The organism is Chitinophaga vietnamensis, assembly GCF_902167635.1.
Taxonomy (GTDB): Bacteria; Bacteroidota; Bacteroidia; order Chitinophagales; family Chitinophagaceae; genus Chitinophaga; species Chitinophaga vietnamensis.
Genome location: NZ_CABHMS010000006.1, coordinates 378,351 through 392,348 on the forward strand (window position 1 = coordinate 378,351; position 13,998 = coordinate 392,348).

The 13,998-nt window shown below is 50.9% G+C and carries 11 protein-coding genes; 5 read left to right on the forward strand and 6 right to left on the reverse strand.

Features of this window, described 5'->3' with window-relative positions; translation table 11 throughout:
- Positions 1–25 precede the first annotated feature (25 nt).
- From FPG75_RS18155 to FPG75_RS18165, 3 genes are all read right to left on the reverse strand, one after another.
- Positions 26–1,156 carry an FtsX-like permease family protein gene (locus tag FPG75_RS18155; RefSeq protein WP_161596841.1) on the reverse strand — a complete coding sequence of 377 codons (1,131 nt, stop codon included), beginning with the start codon at positions 1,154–1,156 and terminating at the stop codon, positions 26–28.
- Positions 1,157–1,234: 78 nt separating this feature from the next.
- Positions 1,235–1,885 carry an ATP-binding cassette domain-containing protein gene (locus tag FPG75_RS18160; RefSeq protein ID WP_143308546.1) on the reverse strand — a complete coding sequence of 217 codons (651 nt, stop codon included), beginning with the start codon at positions 1,883–1,885 and terminating at the stop codon, positions 1,235–1,237.
- An 84-nt stretch (positions 1,886–1,969) separates the two neighbouring features.
- On the reverse strand, positions 1,970–3,775 hold the full coding sequence (locus FPG75_RS18165; protein ID WP_143308548.1) for a hypothetical protein: 1,806 nt from the start codon (positions 3,773–3,775) through the stop codon (positions 1,970–1,972).
- A 325-nt stretch (positions 3,776–4,100) separates the two neighbouring features.
- Here FPG75_RS18165 and FPG75_RS18170 point away from each other — a divergent pair, with 325 nt between their 5' ends.
- A complete protein-coding gene (locus tag FPG75_RS18170) occupies positions 4,101–4,379 on the forward strand; it encodes a YciI family protein (RefSeq protein ID WP_143308550.1) in 279 nt (92 codons plus the stop codon).
- Positions 4,380–4,449: 70 nt separating this feature from the next.
- On the opposite strand, the gene FPG75_RS18175 is transcribed toward FPG75_RS18170, so the two are convergent.
- A complete protein-coding gene (locus FPG75_RS18175; protein ID WP_143308552.1) occupies positions 4,450–5,466 on the reverse strand; it encodes an SRPBCC family protein in 1,017 nt (338 codons plus the stop codon).
- 83 nt (positions 5,467–5,549) lie between these two features.
- Positions 5,550–6,035 (reverse strand): peptide-methionine (R)-S-oxide reductase MsrB, encoded by a 486-nt coding sequence (gene msrB / locus FPG75_RS18180; protein ID WP_143308554.1) that lies wholly within the window; start codon positions 6,033–6,035, stop codon positions 5,550–5,552.
- Between the two features lie 324 nt (positions 6,036–6,359).
- Here msrB and mutL point away from each other — a divergent pair, with 324 nt between their 5' ends.
- Positions 6,360–8,255: a DNA mismatch repair endonuclease MutL gene (gene mutL, locus FPG75_RS18185; RefSeq protein ID WP_143308556.1), complete on the forward strand. Its 1,896-nt coding sequence runs from the start codon at positions 6,360–6,362 to the stop codon at positions 8,253–8,255.
- A gap of 171 nt (positions 8,256–8,426) precedes the next feature.
- Here the strand turns inward: mutL and FPG75_RS18190 are convergent, their stop codons facing one another.
- Positions 8,427–9,881, reverse strand: coding sequence for a gluconokinase (locus FPG75_RS18190; RefSeq protein WP_161596842.1), 1,455 nt, complete (start codon positions 9,879–9,881; stop codon positions 8,427–8,429).
- 80 nt (positions 9,882–9,961) lie between these two features.
- Here FPG75_RS18190 and FPG75_RS18195 point away from each other — a divergent pair, with 80 nt between their 5' ends.
- From FPG75_RS18195 to FPG75_RS18205, 3 genes are all read left to right on the forward strand, one after another.
- Positions 9,962–11,701 carry a GMC family oxidoreductase gene (locus FPG75_RS18195; protein ID WP_143308560.1) on the forward strand — a complete coding sequence of 580 codons (1,740 nt, stop codon included), beginning with the start codon at positions 9,962–9,964 and terminating at the stop codon, positions 11,699–11,701.
- A gap of 88 nt (positions 11,702–11,789) precedes the next feature.
- A complete protein-coding gene (locus FPG75_RS18200) occupies positions 11,790–12,482 on the forward strand; it encodes a gluconate 2-dehydrogenase subunit 3 family protein (protein ID WP_143308562.1) in 693 nt (230 codons plus the stop codon).
- A gap of 45 nt (positions 12,483–12,527) precedes the next feature.
- On the forward strand, positions 12,528–13,982 hold the full coding sequence (locus tag FPG75_RS18205) for a Gfo/Idh/MocA family protein (protein WP_143308564.1): 1,455 nt from the start codon (positions 12,528–12,530) through the stop codon (positions 13,980–13,982).
- Positions 13,983–13,998 lie beyond the last annotated feature (16 nt).

The window sequence follows — 13,998 nt, forward strand, 5'->3', positions numbered from 1 at the left end:
TTTAGACCATTAAATTAACAGATGATCATTGTTCCTGCAACACATATTTACGCACGGTGTAAAGATTTACCAGGTACACCAGGGCCAGTACAGCCAGCGCGCCAGCAAATACCAGCCAGGCTGGCCAGGGGCTCACCACCATATCATGTTTCGCCAGCGCAGTAGCGGCCATATACTGCAAAGCCGCCACCAGGGCCAATGATATCACCCCGATGATAAAGTACAGCGGCACGAACTGTTTCAGTAAATAGCGTTGCAATTGCTTCGGAGCTGTGCCCAGCGTCACCAGCAGTTGTATTTCTTTTTTACAGGAGGCTATGATCAGTTGTATGAACATGCTGAAAACCAGCAGGGCAAAGAAAAGCAGGATCAACCCGAAAAAGCCAACTACAGAAACGATCGTTTGTACGATCACCCTTGTTTTGCTGAATTTGAGTTTGTCCTGGTTGGTGGTATAGCCATGATCGTCCAGGAACTTTACCAGTTGCGGGTTAGAGGGGTCTGGCGTTTTGATGATGAGCCGCGAGGGCAGCGGCGCGGTAGCGGCGCCATACTTTTCATTGGCCCATTCCATAAAGTTTTGTGGTACGAGGAAGGAGGAGATACGGTCAGAAAACCCGACCACATGCCCCAGGTATTGTTCAGAGATGATATTATTGGAGATGTTCACCTGCAATGGCAGCGCTTTAGCTGTTTCCTGCGATATCTGTGGCAGGTCCTGGCTGAGGGAGAAACCGAAATTATAAAGATTCAGGAAGTCGTTGGGTAAGATGATGGGGATGGTGCGGCTGCCGGGAGCCCATTGCCAGTCGGCGCCTTTCACATCGAGGAAGCTGTCGGGCACAGCTTCAAAGAACATATCAGTGGCGAAGTGCAGATCGCCGGGGGCTTGCACCACTACTTTGAACTGGCTGGAGGTCACTAACCCGAACGCCTGTACGAAAGGTTGCTTTTTAAACTCGTTGATCTCTGCTGCGGTGAACACGCTTTTGCCGGGGAGGCCCATGCTGCTGTTGGTCACTTTTTTATTGATCACGAGAAAGTCGGCGGTTTCGTTCTGGTTTTTTTCGCTGTAGAGCAGCTGGCTGAAGTTGGAATGGGCTTGCAACGCTATAAGGATCAGGAGCATGGCGATGCCCAGTCCTATGGAAGCCATGATGAACCGGCTTTTGCCGACGCCGGTTTGAATGATCTGTTTAAGTAATCCAAAAAATGGGCGCATGAATACGTTACATTAAAGCTGAAAATGCTGATCATAGCGGAAGTGCTGATCATTGTCCAGGTCTGTGAGGATGAAGCCGGCGCCCCGCGCTTTGCATTCCTCTGCGATGAGGGCGGCAGCGCGGCGGGTGTTCTCTTCATCGAGGTGACTGAAAGGCTCGTCCATCAGCAGCCACTGGAAAGGTTGCGCCAGTGCGCGGATGATGGCGATGCGCTGACGCTCGCCATAGGAAAGCGTTTTGCTGCTTTGCTGTAACACATGCGTTACTTGCAGGCGGCTGGCCATCTCTTTTATTTTCTCTGCCGTACAGTATGGCTCCGGGATCATCACTCTTTTCAGTTCAATATTTTCCTGTGCGCTGAGCTGTTCAAAAAGGCGGAGGTCCTGGAAAACGATGCTCATCTGTTGTTGCCGGATAGCGGCGATAGCATTGCGATCGTAGGCTGGCCAGGGCTTGCCGTTGATCAGCACATTTCCCGTATAGTCGTAACGGATATGATAAAGATAATGTACCAGCGTGGTTTTGCCGGTACCGGAAGGCGCTTTTATTTTCACAAAGCTACCCTGCTGAAAAGTAACATCCTGGTTCCAGATGCCGGAAGACCGCTGCAGGAGCTTGTCTTTAAGCGGCACGGGCAACAACTGTTGTAACTGAATCTGCATGATCTTGTGCTGGGTTGCTTTTAAGTGAACCGCCCCTTGAGGCGCTTCAGGCACTTCAAGGGGCGGCGTACTGAATAATATGAATTAGTGCGCAGCGGCCGGAGCGATCGAGCTATCTGCGCCAGCCACAGGTGCGGCGAAGAGGCTATCTTCCAGCGCCTGGTTAGCGGCTTCTTTCTTTTTCTTGGCTTCTACCATTTTCGCAGCTTCAGTGCCAAATTCAACCAGTTGTACCAGGCTGTTCTTGTCCTGGTCTTTGAAGTTGAGCACGGCTTCAGAATGCTGGATATCACCGCTGGAAGTTTGAGCGGAGAAGGTAGCATCTTTCAGCAGATTTTTCAGTTTCACGATCATGGATTTTTCAGTGCTATCCACTTTATCTTCAGGGATGTTCTTCATGATCTGCTCTACGTTAAGGTAGCCGCCCATCATGCTGCCTTTCACTTTGCTTTCTACGCCTTCAGGCAGTTTGATGCTGCCTTTACCCGCGAGGTATTGTTGCAGCAGTGCGCTGTCGGAACCGAGCGTCACAGATTTTTCGGTGATGTTGAAGCTCGGCGCCATCGCAGCCATGGCGGGGTTGGCCATCACATAGTGATCGCCTTCTTTGGTGAAATATTGTTTCACCATCGGAGAGGTCATCACTTTATTGAAAGCGTCTTTGTTACCTACTTTCAGGTTGAAGATCCATTTAGCGGAAGGCTCATCGCGGAATTCACCGGGGAAGTACTGAGATTCTTTCTTGGTAACGGTGAAGTCGGAAGCGACGTAAACCAGCTGACCTTCAAATGCGTTGAGGATATCATCCATGGTAAGGCCGGCGTTTTGCAGGCCCATATTCACGAGGCCATCAGCGCCGGTGGATTTGATGATCTCGCCGATTACATGCAGGTCGATTGCATAAGACAGGAAGCCGGTGATATTTTCAGAAGGATATTTCTTCAGCATATCCATATCCACTTCTTTCTTGCCGAATTTTTTGTAGATGGCCGCCAGTTCTTTACCATAGTAGGTATCACCGTTGAAGAGCACTTTGCCTTTTTCAAAGTTGAGGGTACCGGTATAGTAGGTGCCTTCCATCAGCTTTTTGAAGTTGGCCGGGATCATGGCGAATTGGCCGCTGTTGTAGATGGATTCAGGGTTTACGAAAACCGCGATATCAGCAGGATCTTTCATGAGCTTTTTGAAAGGCTCGATGGTGCCGGCAGTTTCATTCTCTTTCAGGTGGAAGAGGTGATCTGTTTCGGCTACCCAGGTGGCGGCTTCATCTTCTGTTACCTGGGCGGCAGGAGAAGCAGTAGCAGCAGGTGCGGCGGCAGCGCTGTCCACATCGCCGTCGCCATTGGCATCGGGGAGGGTGGGCATTCCGTTGTTATTGAGCTGGTCGAGTTTGTTCCTGTCCAGCGGCGCTACGTAGATCAGCGTGGATTTGGTCCAGCCGATCACTGCATGCTGTTTGGCATCCCAGATATATTTGAAGTCGTTCTTGTTCTTCAGAGAAAAATCGGCTACATTTTTTTTCAGATAGGCTTCGAACTTGTCGGCATCTTTCAGGCTGCCAGTGATAGAGAGATAGGATTTTCCTTCTCTGATATCGCCTCTGAAGATGAAGGAGGCAAAGAAGTTGCTGGCAAGGTCGATACCGGAATTTTTAGCGTCATTCCAGGCGTTGGTGATGCTGGTATCTTTTGTTTGTGCGGCATTGAAGAGCTTTTCCATGCTCAGCCCGTTGGTAACGAGCTTCTGGGTGAGTTGTTTGGCGTTCAGTTCCAGTACCACGCCAGCTTCTTTGGGGATATACTTGCTTTCCTCGGGTACTTTCGAGCAGGCAGACAACACGACCGCTGCGGTGACAGCGGTTAACAAAACTTTGGAAATTGTTTTTTTCATAATAAAAATAAAAATTATAAAAATGATGGCATTGCATGACAGTCCTGGTTTCGCACTCCACTTGGCGGTGTTATTGCAGCACAATCCTGCGGCAGAAAAGGGATCCGGGGCAGGTCTTTCAAAACAAACATAGCGAATCAGTGTCTATCCACGATTTCTGTTGAACTTTACAACAATCGTGGTATTTCAATGCTGCAAAAGTACGTATATTTTTGTAAGCTCATATGTCTCTATTTCCCGGGTCACACAATATTTCTTTACCGATATAGTTAATACCTTTGTGCTTTGCTATGAAACTATTTTTTAAAACCATAGAAAAACCGATATGTTCCTGATCTTATTACAGTATATCCGTCCTGTGGCGGCTGTAGAGCACTTCATGGAGGCGCATACAGCTTTCCTTCAAAAACATTATGAAACGGGGCAGTTCATTCTTTCGGGCAGGAGAAAGCCCAAATCCGGTTCTTTGATCCTGTGCAAGGCCTCGAGCCGGAGAGAAGTAGAGCAAATCATGGCGGAAGACCCGCTGGAAAAGAATCAGTTGGCTTTATATGAAATCATTGAGTTTGAGCCTACGATGTACGCGAATGCACTGGAGAGATAAGCATGTTATTAGTATCTGTCGTTCAATTTAAGCTGCCAACTATCCCTTAGTTTCCTTTCTATTGTAAATCCTACTGCATAAAGTAAATGACTTTTGTGAGCCATTTGCTGGTATCTTTTTCTGTTCCGGGATCTGTCACATACATTTCCATCATGGGCGGAACTATCTTTTTACCCTTGTTAGCTATGAATTTGCGCAGTGCCACATGGGCATTGGCGGTATTGTTGTATGCGCCATAGTAGTCCACATAAGCGGCCCTGGCGGCGGGCAGGGAGATGATTTCGAAGCCGGCGCCGGCTTTGCTGCCTTCCGGTACAGGGATGGCGGCAGCCATATCCGTTTCATGCCTGATGGTATCCCAGGTGAAGAAAAGGCCGCAGGGTACGCCCGGCTGCAACTTCGCTTCCATGGAGGCTTTGTAGATCGTTTCCAGGTGACTGCGGTAGAAAGAGCCGATATTTTTCACCGGGATGGTTTTTCGTATAGCCATGTAGGTGGTAGCCGGAAAATCCATCTCTTTCACCGTTACGTCGATGCCATTGGGCGTTCCAGGGCCTTTTTTATCGGCTTCGGCCATGCTTTTGAGGTTATTGAGGCCCTGGTCGAAGTCTTTTTCAAGCGCCCCTTTCATGAACCACGACATTACATTCTGGGGTCGGGCATAGCGGGCGTCAAAGCCCCAGGTGATCTTTGTTTTGCCGGCAGCTTCGGTAAGATTGAAGAAAGCATCGGCCTCAGACTTGAAAGGCTTGATAAAAGTGAGTTTCTGCTGAACGCTCTTAAAGGGGTCCAGCGCGAGGTGTTCCAATTGCCCCTCCCCGATCTTGTCGCCCTTCCAGGCATCGATCGCACCAACGGTGCCATCTTCACCGGTGATGGTATACTTTGCGGCGGAGTCCATCTTCTTCCAGGTGCTCCACTCATTGAACCGCTCAAAGCGAACAATATCATTCCAAACGATGCTGGCAGGCGCATTGATCTCGATGGTACGCTCCACATGCAGGGTAGTGGGCGCAAGGAAAACAAGCACTATAAAAGTGAACAGCAAAATACCAATGATCCAGGCGAGTGCTTTTAGAATTTTCATAATCGGGAGGGGTTGGTTACAATAAAAATACGCTTTTTTATTGTGTGCCCCTTCACCATGTTGGCACAAGCAAAACGAACAACCTATTCTTTTTCTTTTTTCTGATTATCCTGGTAACGCTGGGATGCATCCTGGGCCTTTTCAAAGTCGAGGATCACTGAGTTGATACAATAGCGGAGGTTTGTTGGCGGCGGGCCATCGTCGAAAACGTGTCCCAGATGGGCTTTACAACGACCGCAGAGCACTTCCGTACGGTGCATGCCATGTGAATTGTCCGGGGCATAGATCACACTGCTCTTGGTAATAGGTTGAAAAAAACTGGGCCAGCCACAGCTGCTTTCAAATTTGGCATCTGACACAAAGAGCGGATTGCCGCATGCTGCGCAGTAGTAAGTTCCTTTCTCCTTGCTGTTCCAGTATTTTCCTGTAAAGGCCCATTCAGTGCCTTTTTCACGGGCAATATTGTAAACATCATGAGGCAGGATCTTCTTCCATTCTTCGTCCGTCAGATTAACCTTGCCCGTGTCGGTACGGGAATAAATGTCCACCTTCTTTTTTCCGTCTTCCATTGATTTCTTTTTTTCGCCAGTTTGCGAGTAAGTACAGTTGGTAACCAAAATAGAGATACTCAAAATTATCAGATTCCGCAGGTTCATCGTAGTAGATTTGATGCGTTAACTTCCTATTAACTATCGTCGGCCTTTTTTTGCTGATACCCTATATTAATTTTTCTCATTATAAAATTACGTATCAATGGCCGTAATGGATTGTTAAAAACAGGCAAATCAGCAACGTATTTCACAAATCCTGTATCATTTTGTTGAAAACAGTCTGATAATCACCGGCGATCAACTGATTTTAAATTATTAACTTTACGCCAAAAGGCTAGTTAAGTGGCGGATATCATCAATTTATTACCAGACAATATAGCGAACCAGATAGCTGCGGGAGAAGTGATACAAAGACCGGCATCGGCGGTAAAAGAGTTACTGGAGAATGCAGTGGATGCAGGTGCAACGGAAATTCAGCTGATCATAAAAGATGCAGGCAAAGAATTAGTGCAGGTAATTGATAACGGCGGCGGAATGAGTGAAACCGATGCCCGTATGTGTTTTGAACGTCATGCTACCTCCAAGATACAAACCATCGAAGATCTTTTCTCTATCCGTACCATGGGCTTTCGCGGTGAAGCCCTCGCCTCTATTGCTGCGGTATCACAGGTAGAACTGAAGACCCGCAAGAAAGGCACCGATATCGGTACTTATATAGAGATAGATAATAGCCTGGTCAATAAACAGGAACCCTGTCAAACTTCAGAAGGCACCAGCATCGCCATGAAGAACCTCTTCTTCAACGTGCCGGCACGACGTAACTTCCTGAAAAGCAATACCGCGGAGATGCGCCATATCGTGGATGAATTTATCCGCGTGGCTATGGCATTCCCACAACTGCAATTCTCGCTCACCAGCAATAACCAACAACTTTTCCACCTGGAAAAAGGCTCGCTCAAACAGCGTATCATCGCCATCCTGGGCCAGCACTACAATGCCAAACTGGTGAACGTTAAAGAAAGTACCGACTACATGAACGTATACGGCTTCGTGGGCAAACCGGAAACGGCCAAGAAAACCCGCGGCGACCAGTTCTTCTTCGTCAACAACCGCTACATCAAAAGCCCCTACCTGCATCATGCAGTGATGAACGCTTTTGCAGATATCATCCCGGCCGACAGCTTCCCGCTGTACGTCCTCTTCATTGATGTCAACCCGGAACATGTAGACATCAACGTACATCCTACCAAACAGGAAATCAAATTCGATGATGAGAAAGTGATGTACGCCTTCGTACAGGCCGCAGTGAAACATGCCCTGGCCCAGTTCAGCGTAACGCCCACACTGGATTTCGACCTGGATCCCAATATCCAGCACCTCGATGCCGTGAGCAAACCTTTCACCGCAGAAAAACAACACGAATCCACCCACTCACCACTGTACAAGTCCTTCACACAGGCCAACCAGGCCCATATGATCGACCGCAGTAACAGTAACCTGAAGCACTGGAAAGACCTCTACGAATCCGGCAGCGGCCAAACGCAGCATAACGCTCCCGCCTATACGGAAGATGACGAAGCCGAAACCCGCCCCGCCGTTACGTATGAAACCCACGCTCCTGCCACCGCTTCCGCCATCGATGAGCGCTGGCAAGATACTTCCAAAGACCAGAAAGTACCGGTACAGGTACATCAGCAATATATCCTGTCGCAGATCAAGTCAGGCTTCATCCTGATCGATCAGCACGCGGCACACGAAAGGATCCTGTACGAACGCTATCAGCGCGCCTTACACGAAACGCCGATGGCCACCCAGCAAAGCCTCTTCCCGCAAACCTTACAGCTGCCCCCCGCAGATGCCGTACTGGTAAGCGAAATGCTGCCCGACCTCCAGGCACTGGGCTACGACCTCGAACCTTTCGGCAACCACACCTTCGTGGTGCGCGGCACCCCGGCCGATATCGCCCAAGGCAACGACCAGGCCACCATCGAAGGACTGCTGGAACAATTCAAACACTTCAGCCACGAACTCAAAGTGAACAGGCGCGAACACCTGATCCGGTCCATGGCGCGCAATAACGCCATCCCCGCCGGCAAAACCCTCAGCGCCCGCGAAATGCAAAACATCATCGACGAACTCTTCGCCTGCAGCATGCCCAACGTAGCTCCCGGCGGCAAGTTCACGTTCATCTCCTTCAAACTCACTGACCTCGCGCGAATGTTCGAACGCGGGAATTAACGCGAAGGTTGTCTTACTCAGGATTATAATGATTGAAAGGATTCGCAGGATTTTTTACAGGATTTATAAAGATTAAAAAAGGATTCGCGGAGATCAGCTCGAATTGATCTTCCCGAATCCTTTTTTAATCTTTATAAATCCTGTAAAAAATCCTGCGAATCCTTTCAATCATTATAATCCTGAGTAAGACAACCTTCGGAATCTATCAAACTTAGGCCTGTATATTTCGTGCAGCCTCATATCTGGCTGGAACAGTTTTTCTTTTGCGGAGGCCAAACCCGCTATGGGTGGCATTTTGAGCGCGGAGGCGGCTAGTATGATGGCGCCCAGGGCGGAGGCGTCGCTTTGTTGTTGCAGGGTCATGGGCTGCCCGAAGATGTCGGCCAGTAGCTGGATCCAGGCGGGGGAATGTGTAAAGCCGCCACTGACGGATATCTTGCGGACTTCGCCGGCGGTTTCCTGTAAAGCGTTTTTGATGTTGAGCAATGCAAAGCAGGTGCCTTCCAGTACGGCACGCGTGAAATGAGGCGCACGATGCTGTGGCTGTATACCGATGAAAGCCGCTGTAGCGCCGCTATCCCAGATGGGCGCCCGCTCGCCGAGCAGGTAGGGCAGGCATAGCAGCCCGTCTGGCGGCAGCGCCAGGGCCTCGTTGATCAGCCGGTCGGTGTTTTCAGGCGGCTGTTGGAGGAAATCGCGCAACAACCATTGCAACACCACGCCGCCATTGTTGGTAGCGCCGCCCATGATATAGACATCGTCGGTAAGCAGGTAGGTGAAGAGCCGCGCCTGTGGATCAGTGACGGCCCCGGGAATGGCCATCCGCACCGCGCCGCTGGTGCCGATAGTGAGGGTGGCATGGCCAGCGTCCATGGCGGCGCTGCCCAGCTGGGCAAGGCATCCGTCGCTGCCTCCCATCACAAGCGGGGTATCGGGCGGGATGCCCAGTTCCTTTGCTATGGCGGATTTCAGTCGACTGATGATATGATCCGCCGGCACGGGCTGTGGCAGGCGTTGGACTTGAAGACCGGCAGCTTCCAGCGCAGGCACGCTCCATTGCAGGGTGTGGATGTCAAAGAGGCCAGTGGCCGATGCGATGGAATGATCGACGAGGTATTCGCCGGTAAGATGATGGATGATATATTCCTTGATGCCGATAAACAGCTTCGCGGCAGCAAACACGGACGGCTGCTCCTTTTGCAGCCATATGGCTTTGCTCAGCGGCGACATGGCATGTACCGGTGTGCCGGTGCTGTGGTAGATCGCCGCGCCTGCCGGTGTGGCGCGCAGGGCTTCCGCGAGTAGCTGGCTGCGGTTATCCGCCCAGATGATGAGCGGGGTAAGCGGCGCCCCTGCTGCATCTATGGCCATGAAGCTATGCATGGCGCTACTGAAGGAGATAGCCGCCGGCGGATGCCCCACCTGCTGTATTACTGCACGGATGCCGGTCATCACAGCCTTCAGAATTCTGTCGGGGTCCTGTTCGCTAAATCCGGGCGCCGGGTGCGCCGTTGGATAGGCTTCCTTCCAGCTGGAGAGCACCTGGCCGTTCATGCCTAGCCCAATCGTTTTAGCACTGCCCGTGCCGATATCTGAGCCGATAATATATCTGTATCTCTCACTCATAAAAAACCTTTCCTTTTTACGCATTTAATTTATAGATTTAAAACCGGTGTTCTTAAAATAAAGACTAAAATTTCCACGAAATGGCTTTTGAAATTAAAAAACAGGGAAAGGTCTATGATGTTTGTATTGTTGGTTCCGGCGCCGGTGGCGGTATGGCAGCCAAAATATTATCTGAAGCCGGTCTCAAAGTAGCGCTCCTGGAAGCGGGGCCTAAATATGATCCGGCAGATCCGGAGCAGGCCACGCAGCTCAAGTGGCCCTATGAATCGCCCAGAAGAGGCGCCAGCACTACCCGCCCCTTCGGCGACTTCGACGCCGCCTATGGCGGATGGGAGATTAACGGTGAACCATATACGAAAAAGAACGGCACCGAATTCGACTGGTTCCGCTCCCGCATGCTGGGCGGCCGCACTAACCACTGGGGGCGCATCTCCCTGCGTTTTGGCCCGCGCGACTTCAAACATAAAAGTTATGATGGCCTCGGCGACGACTGGCCGATCTCCTACGAGGACGTAGCGCCTTTCTACGACCGTGTTGATAAGATGATCGGCGTTTTCGGCACCAGAGAAAATATACCTAACGAACCCGATGGATTCTTCCTCCCTCCTCCCAAACCCAGGCTCCATGAGCTGATGATGCAGAAAGCCGCTACCAAACTGGGGATCCCCATGATCCCTTCCAGGCTCTCCATCCTCACCCGCTCTGTTAATAAAGACCGCAGCCCCTGCTTCTATTGCAGCCAGTGTAACCGCGGATGTACTGTTTATGGCGACTTCTCCTCTTCTTCTGTACTGGTAAAACCAGCCATGAAAAACGGCCACGTAGACCTCTACACCAATGCCATGGCCCGCGAAGTGCTTACAGACAATAACGGAAAAGCCACAGGCGTACTGTATGTAGATAAAAATGATCTGCAGGAATATGCGGTGAATGCAAAAGTTGTGGTGCTCGCCGCCAGCGCCTGCGAATCTGCCAGGCTGCTGCTCAACTCCAAGTCGGCACAGCACCCGAACGGTCTTGCCAACTCAAGTGGCGTAGTAGGCAAATACCTGCACGACTCTACCGGCGCATCCCGCTCCGGGTTTGTACCTGCGCTGATGGACCGCAAACGTTATAATGAAGATGGTACCGGTGGCATGCACCTGTACATTCCCTGGTGGGGCGACAACAAAAAACTCGACTTCCCCCGCGGATACCACGTGGAAGTAGGTGGCGGCCTGCATATGCCCGGCTATGGCTTCGGTTTCGGTATAGAACATAGCAACGGCAAATATCCCGGTCGCGATGGCAAGCCTAAAAAAGCCGGTGGCTATGGCGCTTCGCTGAAAGATGACTACCGCCGCTTCTATGGCGCCCAGGTGGGCTTTGCCGGTCGTGGTGAATGTATCGCACGTGAAGAAAACTATTGCGAAATAGATCCTAACGTAGTAGACAAATGGGGTATCCCGGTACTGCGTTTCAACTACACCTGGACCGATCACGAGATCAAACAGGCGAAACACATGCAGGATGTTTTTGAACAGCTCATCGTGGAAATGGGCGGCGTACCCAATGGCGCCAAACCCGGTGCAGACACGAACTACGGGCTGGAGAACCCGGGCCGCATCATCCATGAAGTAGGTACTACCCGCATGGGCGATGATCCTAAAAAATCTGTTCTCAATAAATTCAACCAGGCGCACGAAGTAAAAAATCTCTTCGTGGTAGATGGCGGAGCTTTTGTTTCCCAGGCAGATAAAAATCCTACCTGGACCATCCTCGCCCTTTCCCTGCGCGCATCTGAATACATTGTAGATCAATTGAAGAAACAAAATATTTGATAATTACGGATTACGAATTAAGAATTACGCGTTTCGTAATTCTTAATTCGTAATCCGTAATTAAAAACCCAAATAAAAACACCTTATCATGGATAGAAGAGAGTCGCTCAGGGCGCTTGCACTGGGAACCTTATCTGTAAGTGCCATTATATCCGCCACTGGCTGCGATGATAAAAAAGAAGCCGGTAAAAAAGAAGGTAGCGCCGGAAGCGGCGCTGGATACGGCCGCACAGCCGATGAAGTACTGCGGGATAAAAAGCTGAACGATGAAAAATTCTTCACCGACCAGGAGATGAAAACGATCACGGTATTGGCAGATATCATCATTCCGGCAGATGAACATTCCGGCAGCGCCTCTGATGCCGGCGTTCCGGCATTCATAGAGTTTATCGTGAAAGACAAGCCCGAACATCAGCTGCCGATGCGCGGCGGCCTGCGCTGGCTCGATGTTCAGTGCGCCAAACGTTTCCATAAATCATTCACCGAATGCAGTAACCAGCAGCGTACAGAAGTGGTAGACCTCATCGCCTACCCCGAACAGGCAGCACCTGAAAACAGCCAGGGCGTTGCTTTCTTCAACCTGATGCGCAACCTCACTGCCACCGGATTTTTTACCAGTAAGATCGGCATCAAAGACCTCGGTTACGTAGGTAACACGCCCAACGAATGGGACGGCGTGCCCGCAGATGTGTTGAAACAATACAACCTGGCCTACGACGAAAAAACATTGCAGCAATGTTTGAAGATCGAAGACCGCGGCAAGCTGATGACCTGGGACTAACGCAAACAACCACTATTTATATCTCATTAAAAACTATTCATTCTCATGGCACCAGAAAAAAAGAATGAAGGGAACCAGGTTTCCAGGAGATCATTCCTGCGAAACGGCGCACTGGCCGCCGCTGGCTTCATGATCGTTCCACGTCACGTTTTAGGCAGAGGCTTCACAGCCCCCAGCGACCGCCTGCGCGTAGCAGGGATCGGTGTGGGTGGTAAAGGCTATAGCGATCTTACCGGCTTCTCCGAAGGCCCTGCTGATATCAATTTCCTCTGCGATGTGGATACCCGCCGCGCCGCAGATGCTGTAAAGAAATTCCCGAAAGCGAAGTTCTATACCGATTTCCGGGAGATGCTCGAAAAAGAACACAAGAATATCGATGCAGTATCTGTATCCACCCCCGACCATCAGCATGCTGTTGCCGCTATGGCCGCCATGCAGCTGGGCAAACATGTGTATGTACAGAAACCGCTTACGCACGATATCTACGAAGCGCGCATGCTAACGGAAGCGGCTAAACGCTACAAGGTAGTGACCCAGATGGGCAACCAGGGCGCTTCCGGCGACGGCGTACGTCAGCTCATGGAATGGTACAATGCCGGCATCATTGGCGATGTACACACCGTGTACGTTTGGACTGACCGTCCCGTGTGGCCGCAAGGCATTGCCTGGCCCAACACTTCCGCTCCTGTTCCCAAAGAACTCAACTGGGACCTCTGGCTCGGTACCGCGCCAAAAAAAGATTATGTAGACAACCTCGTGCCCTTCAACTGGCGCGGCTGGTGGGATTACGGCACCGGCGCCCTCGGCGATATGGGCTGCCACCTCATAGAACCTCCTTTCCGTGTGCTCGGCCTGGGCTACCCCACTTCCGTGGAATGCAGCGTGGGCAGCGTGTACGTAGGTGAATTCAAACGTGGCTACTTCCCCGACAGCTGTCCTCCTTCTTCACATGTGATCATGAAATTCCCGGGTAAAAACGGAAAAGAAGTGACCATGCACTGGATGGATGGCGGCATACAGCCGGAACGCCCCGAAGAACTCGCACCCAATGAAAGAATGGGCGACGGCGGCAACGGCGTTATCTTCATCGGTACAAAAGGCAAGATGATGTGCGGCACCTACGGTATGTATCCTACCTTGCTGCCCACTTCCCGCACAAAAGAAGTGAATGTGCCGCAAACCATTGCCCGCGTGCCGGAAGGCCACTACGTGCAATGGGTGAACGCCGCGATCGCAGGGCATAACAGCGCGAAACACAAAGCGCTCAGCTCTCCGTTTGATATCGCTGGGCCGCTCACAGAGTCTATCCTGATGGGTAACCTCGCCATCCGCAGCTATGATGTGCGCACACCGAAACCTAACAAACCGGATGCTTTCGATTATCCGGGCCGCTACCTGAAACTATTGTGGGACGGGCCTAACATGAAGATCACCAACTTCGACGCAGCTAACCAATTCGTGAAACGCAAGTACCGCGATGGCTGGTCGCTCGGCGTATAAGCTAAAAAAAAGGACC

Coding starts and splice junctions, on each gene's coding strand:
- msrB (WP_143308554.1), bottom strand. CDS start 6,035: ATGGAAGACGGAAAAAAGAAGGTGGACATTTATTCCCGTACCGACACG.
- FPG75_RS18205 (WP_143308564.1), top strand. CDS start 12,528: ATGGCACCAGAAAAAAAGAATGAAGGGAACCAGGTTTCCAGGAGATCA.
- FPG75_RS18190 (WP_161596842.1), bottom strand. CDS start 9,881: ATGAGTGAGAGATACAGATATATTATCGGCTCAGATATCGGCACGGGC.
- FPG75_RS18175 (WP_143308552.1), bottom strand. CDS start 5,466: ATGAAAATTCTAAAAGCACTCGCCTGGATCATTGGTATTTTGCTGTTC.
- FPG75_RS18200 (WP_143308562.1), top strand. CDS start 11,790: ATGGATAGAAGAGAGTCGCTCAGGGCGCTTGCACTGGGAACCTTATCT.
- FPG75_RS18160 (WP_143308546.1), bottom strand. CDS start 1,885: ATGCAGATTCAGTTACAACAGTTGTTGCCCGTGCCGCTTAAAGACAAG.
- FPG75_RS18165 (WP_143308548.1), bottom strand. CDS start 3,775: ATGAAAAAAACAATTTCCAAAGTTTTGTTAACCGCTGTCACCGCAGCG.
- FPG75_RS18170 (WP_143308550.1), top strand. CDS start 4,101: ATGTTCCTGATCTTATTACAGTATATCCGTCCTGTGGCGGCTGTAGAG.
- FPG75_RS18195 (WP_143308560.1), top strand. CDS start 9,962: ATGGCTTTTGAAATTAAAAAACAGGGAAAGGTCTATGATGTTTGTATT.
- FPG75_RS18155 (WP_161596841.1), bottom strand. CDS start 1,156: ATGGCTTCCATAGGACTGGGCATCGCCATGCTCCTGATCCTTATAGCG.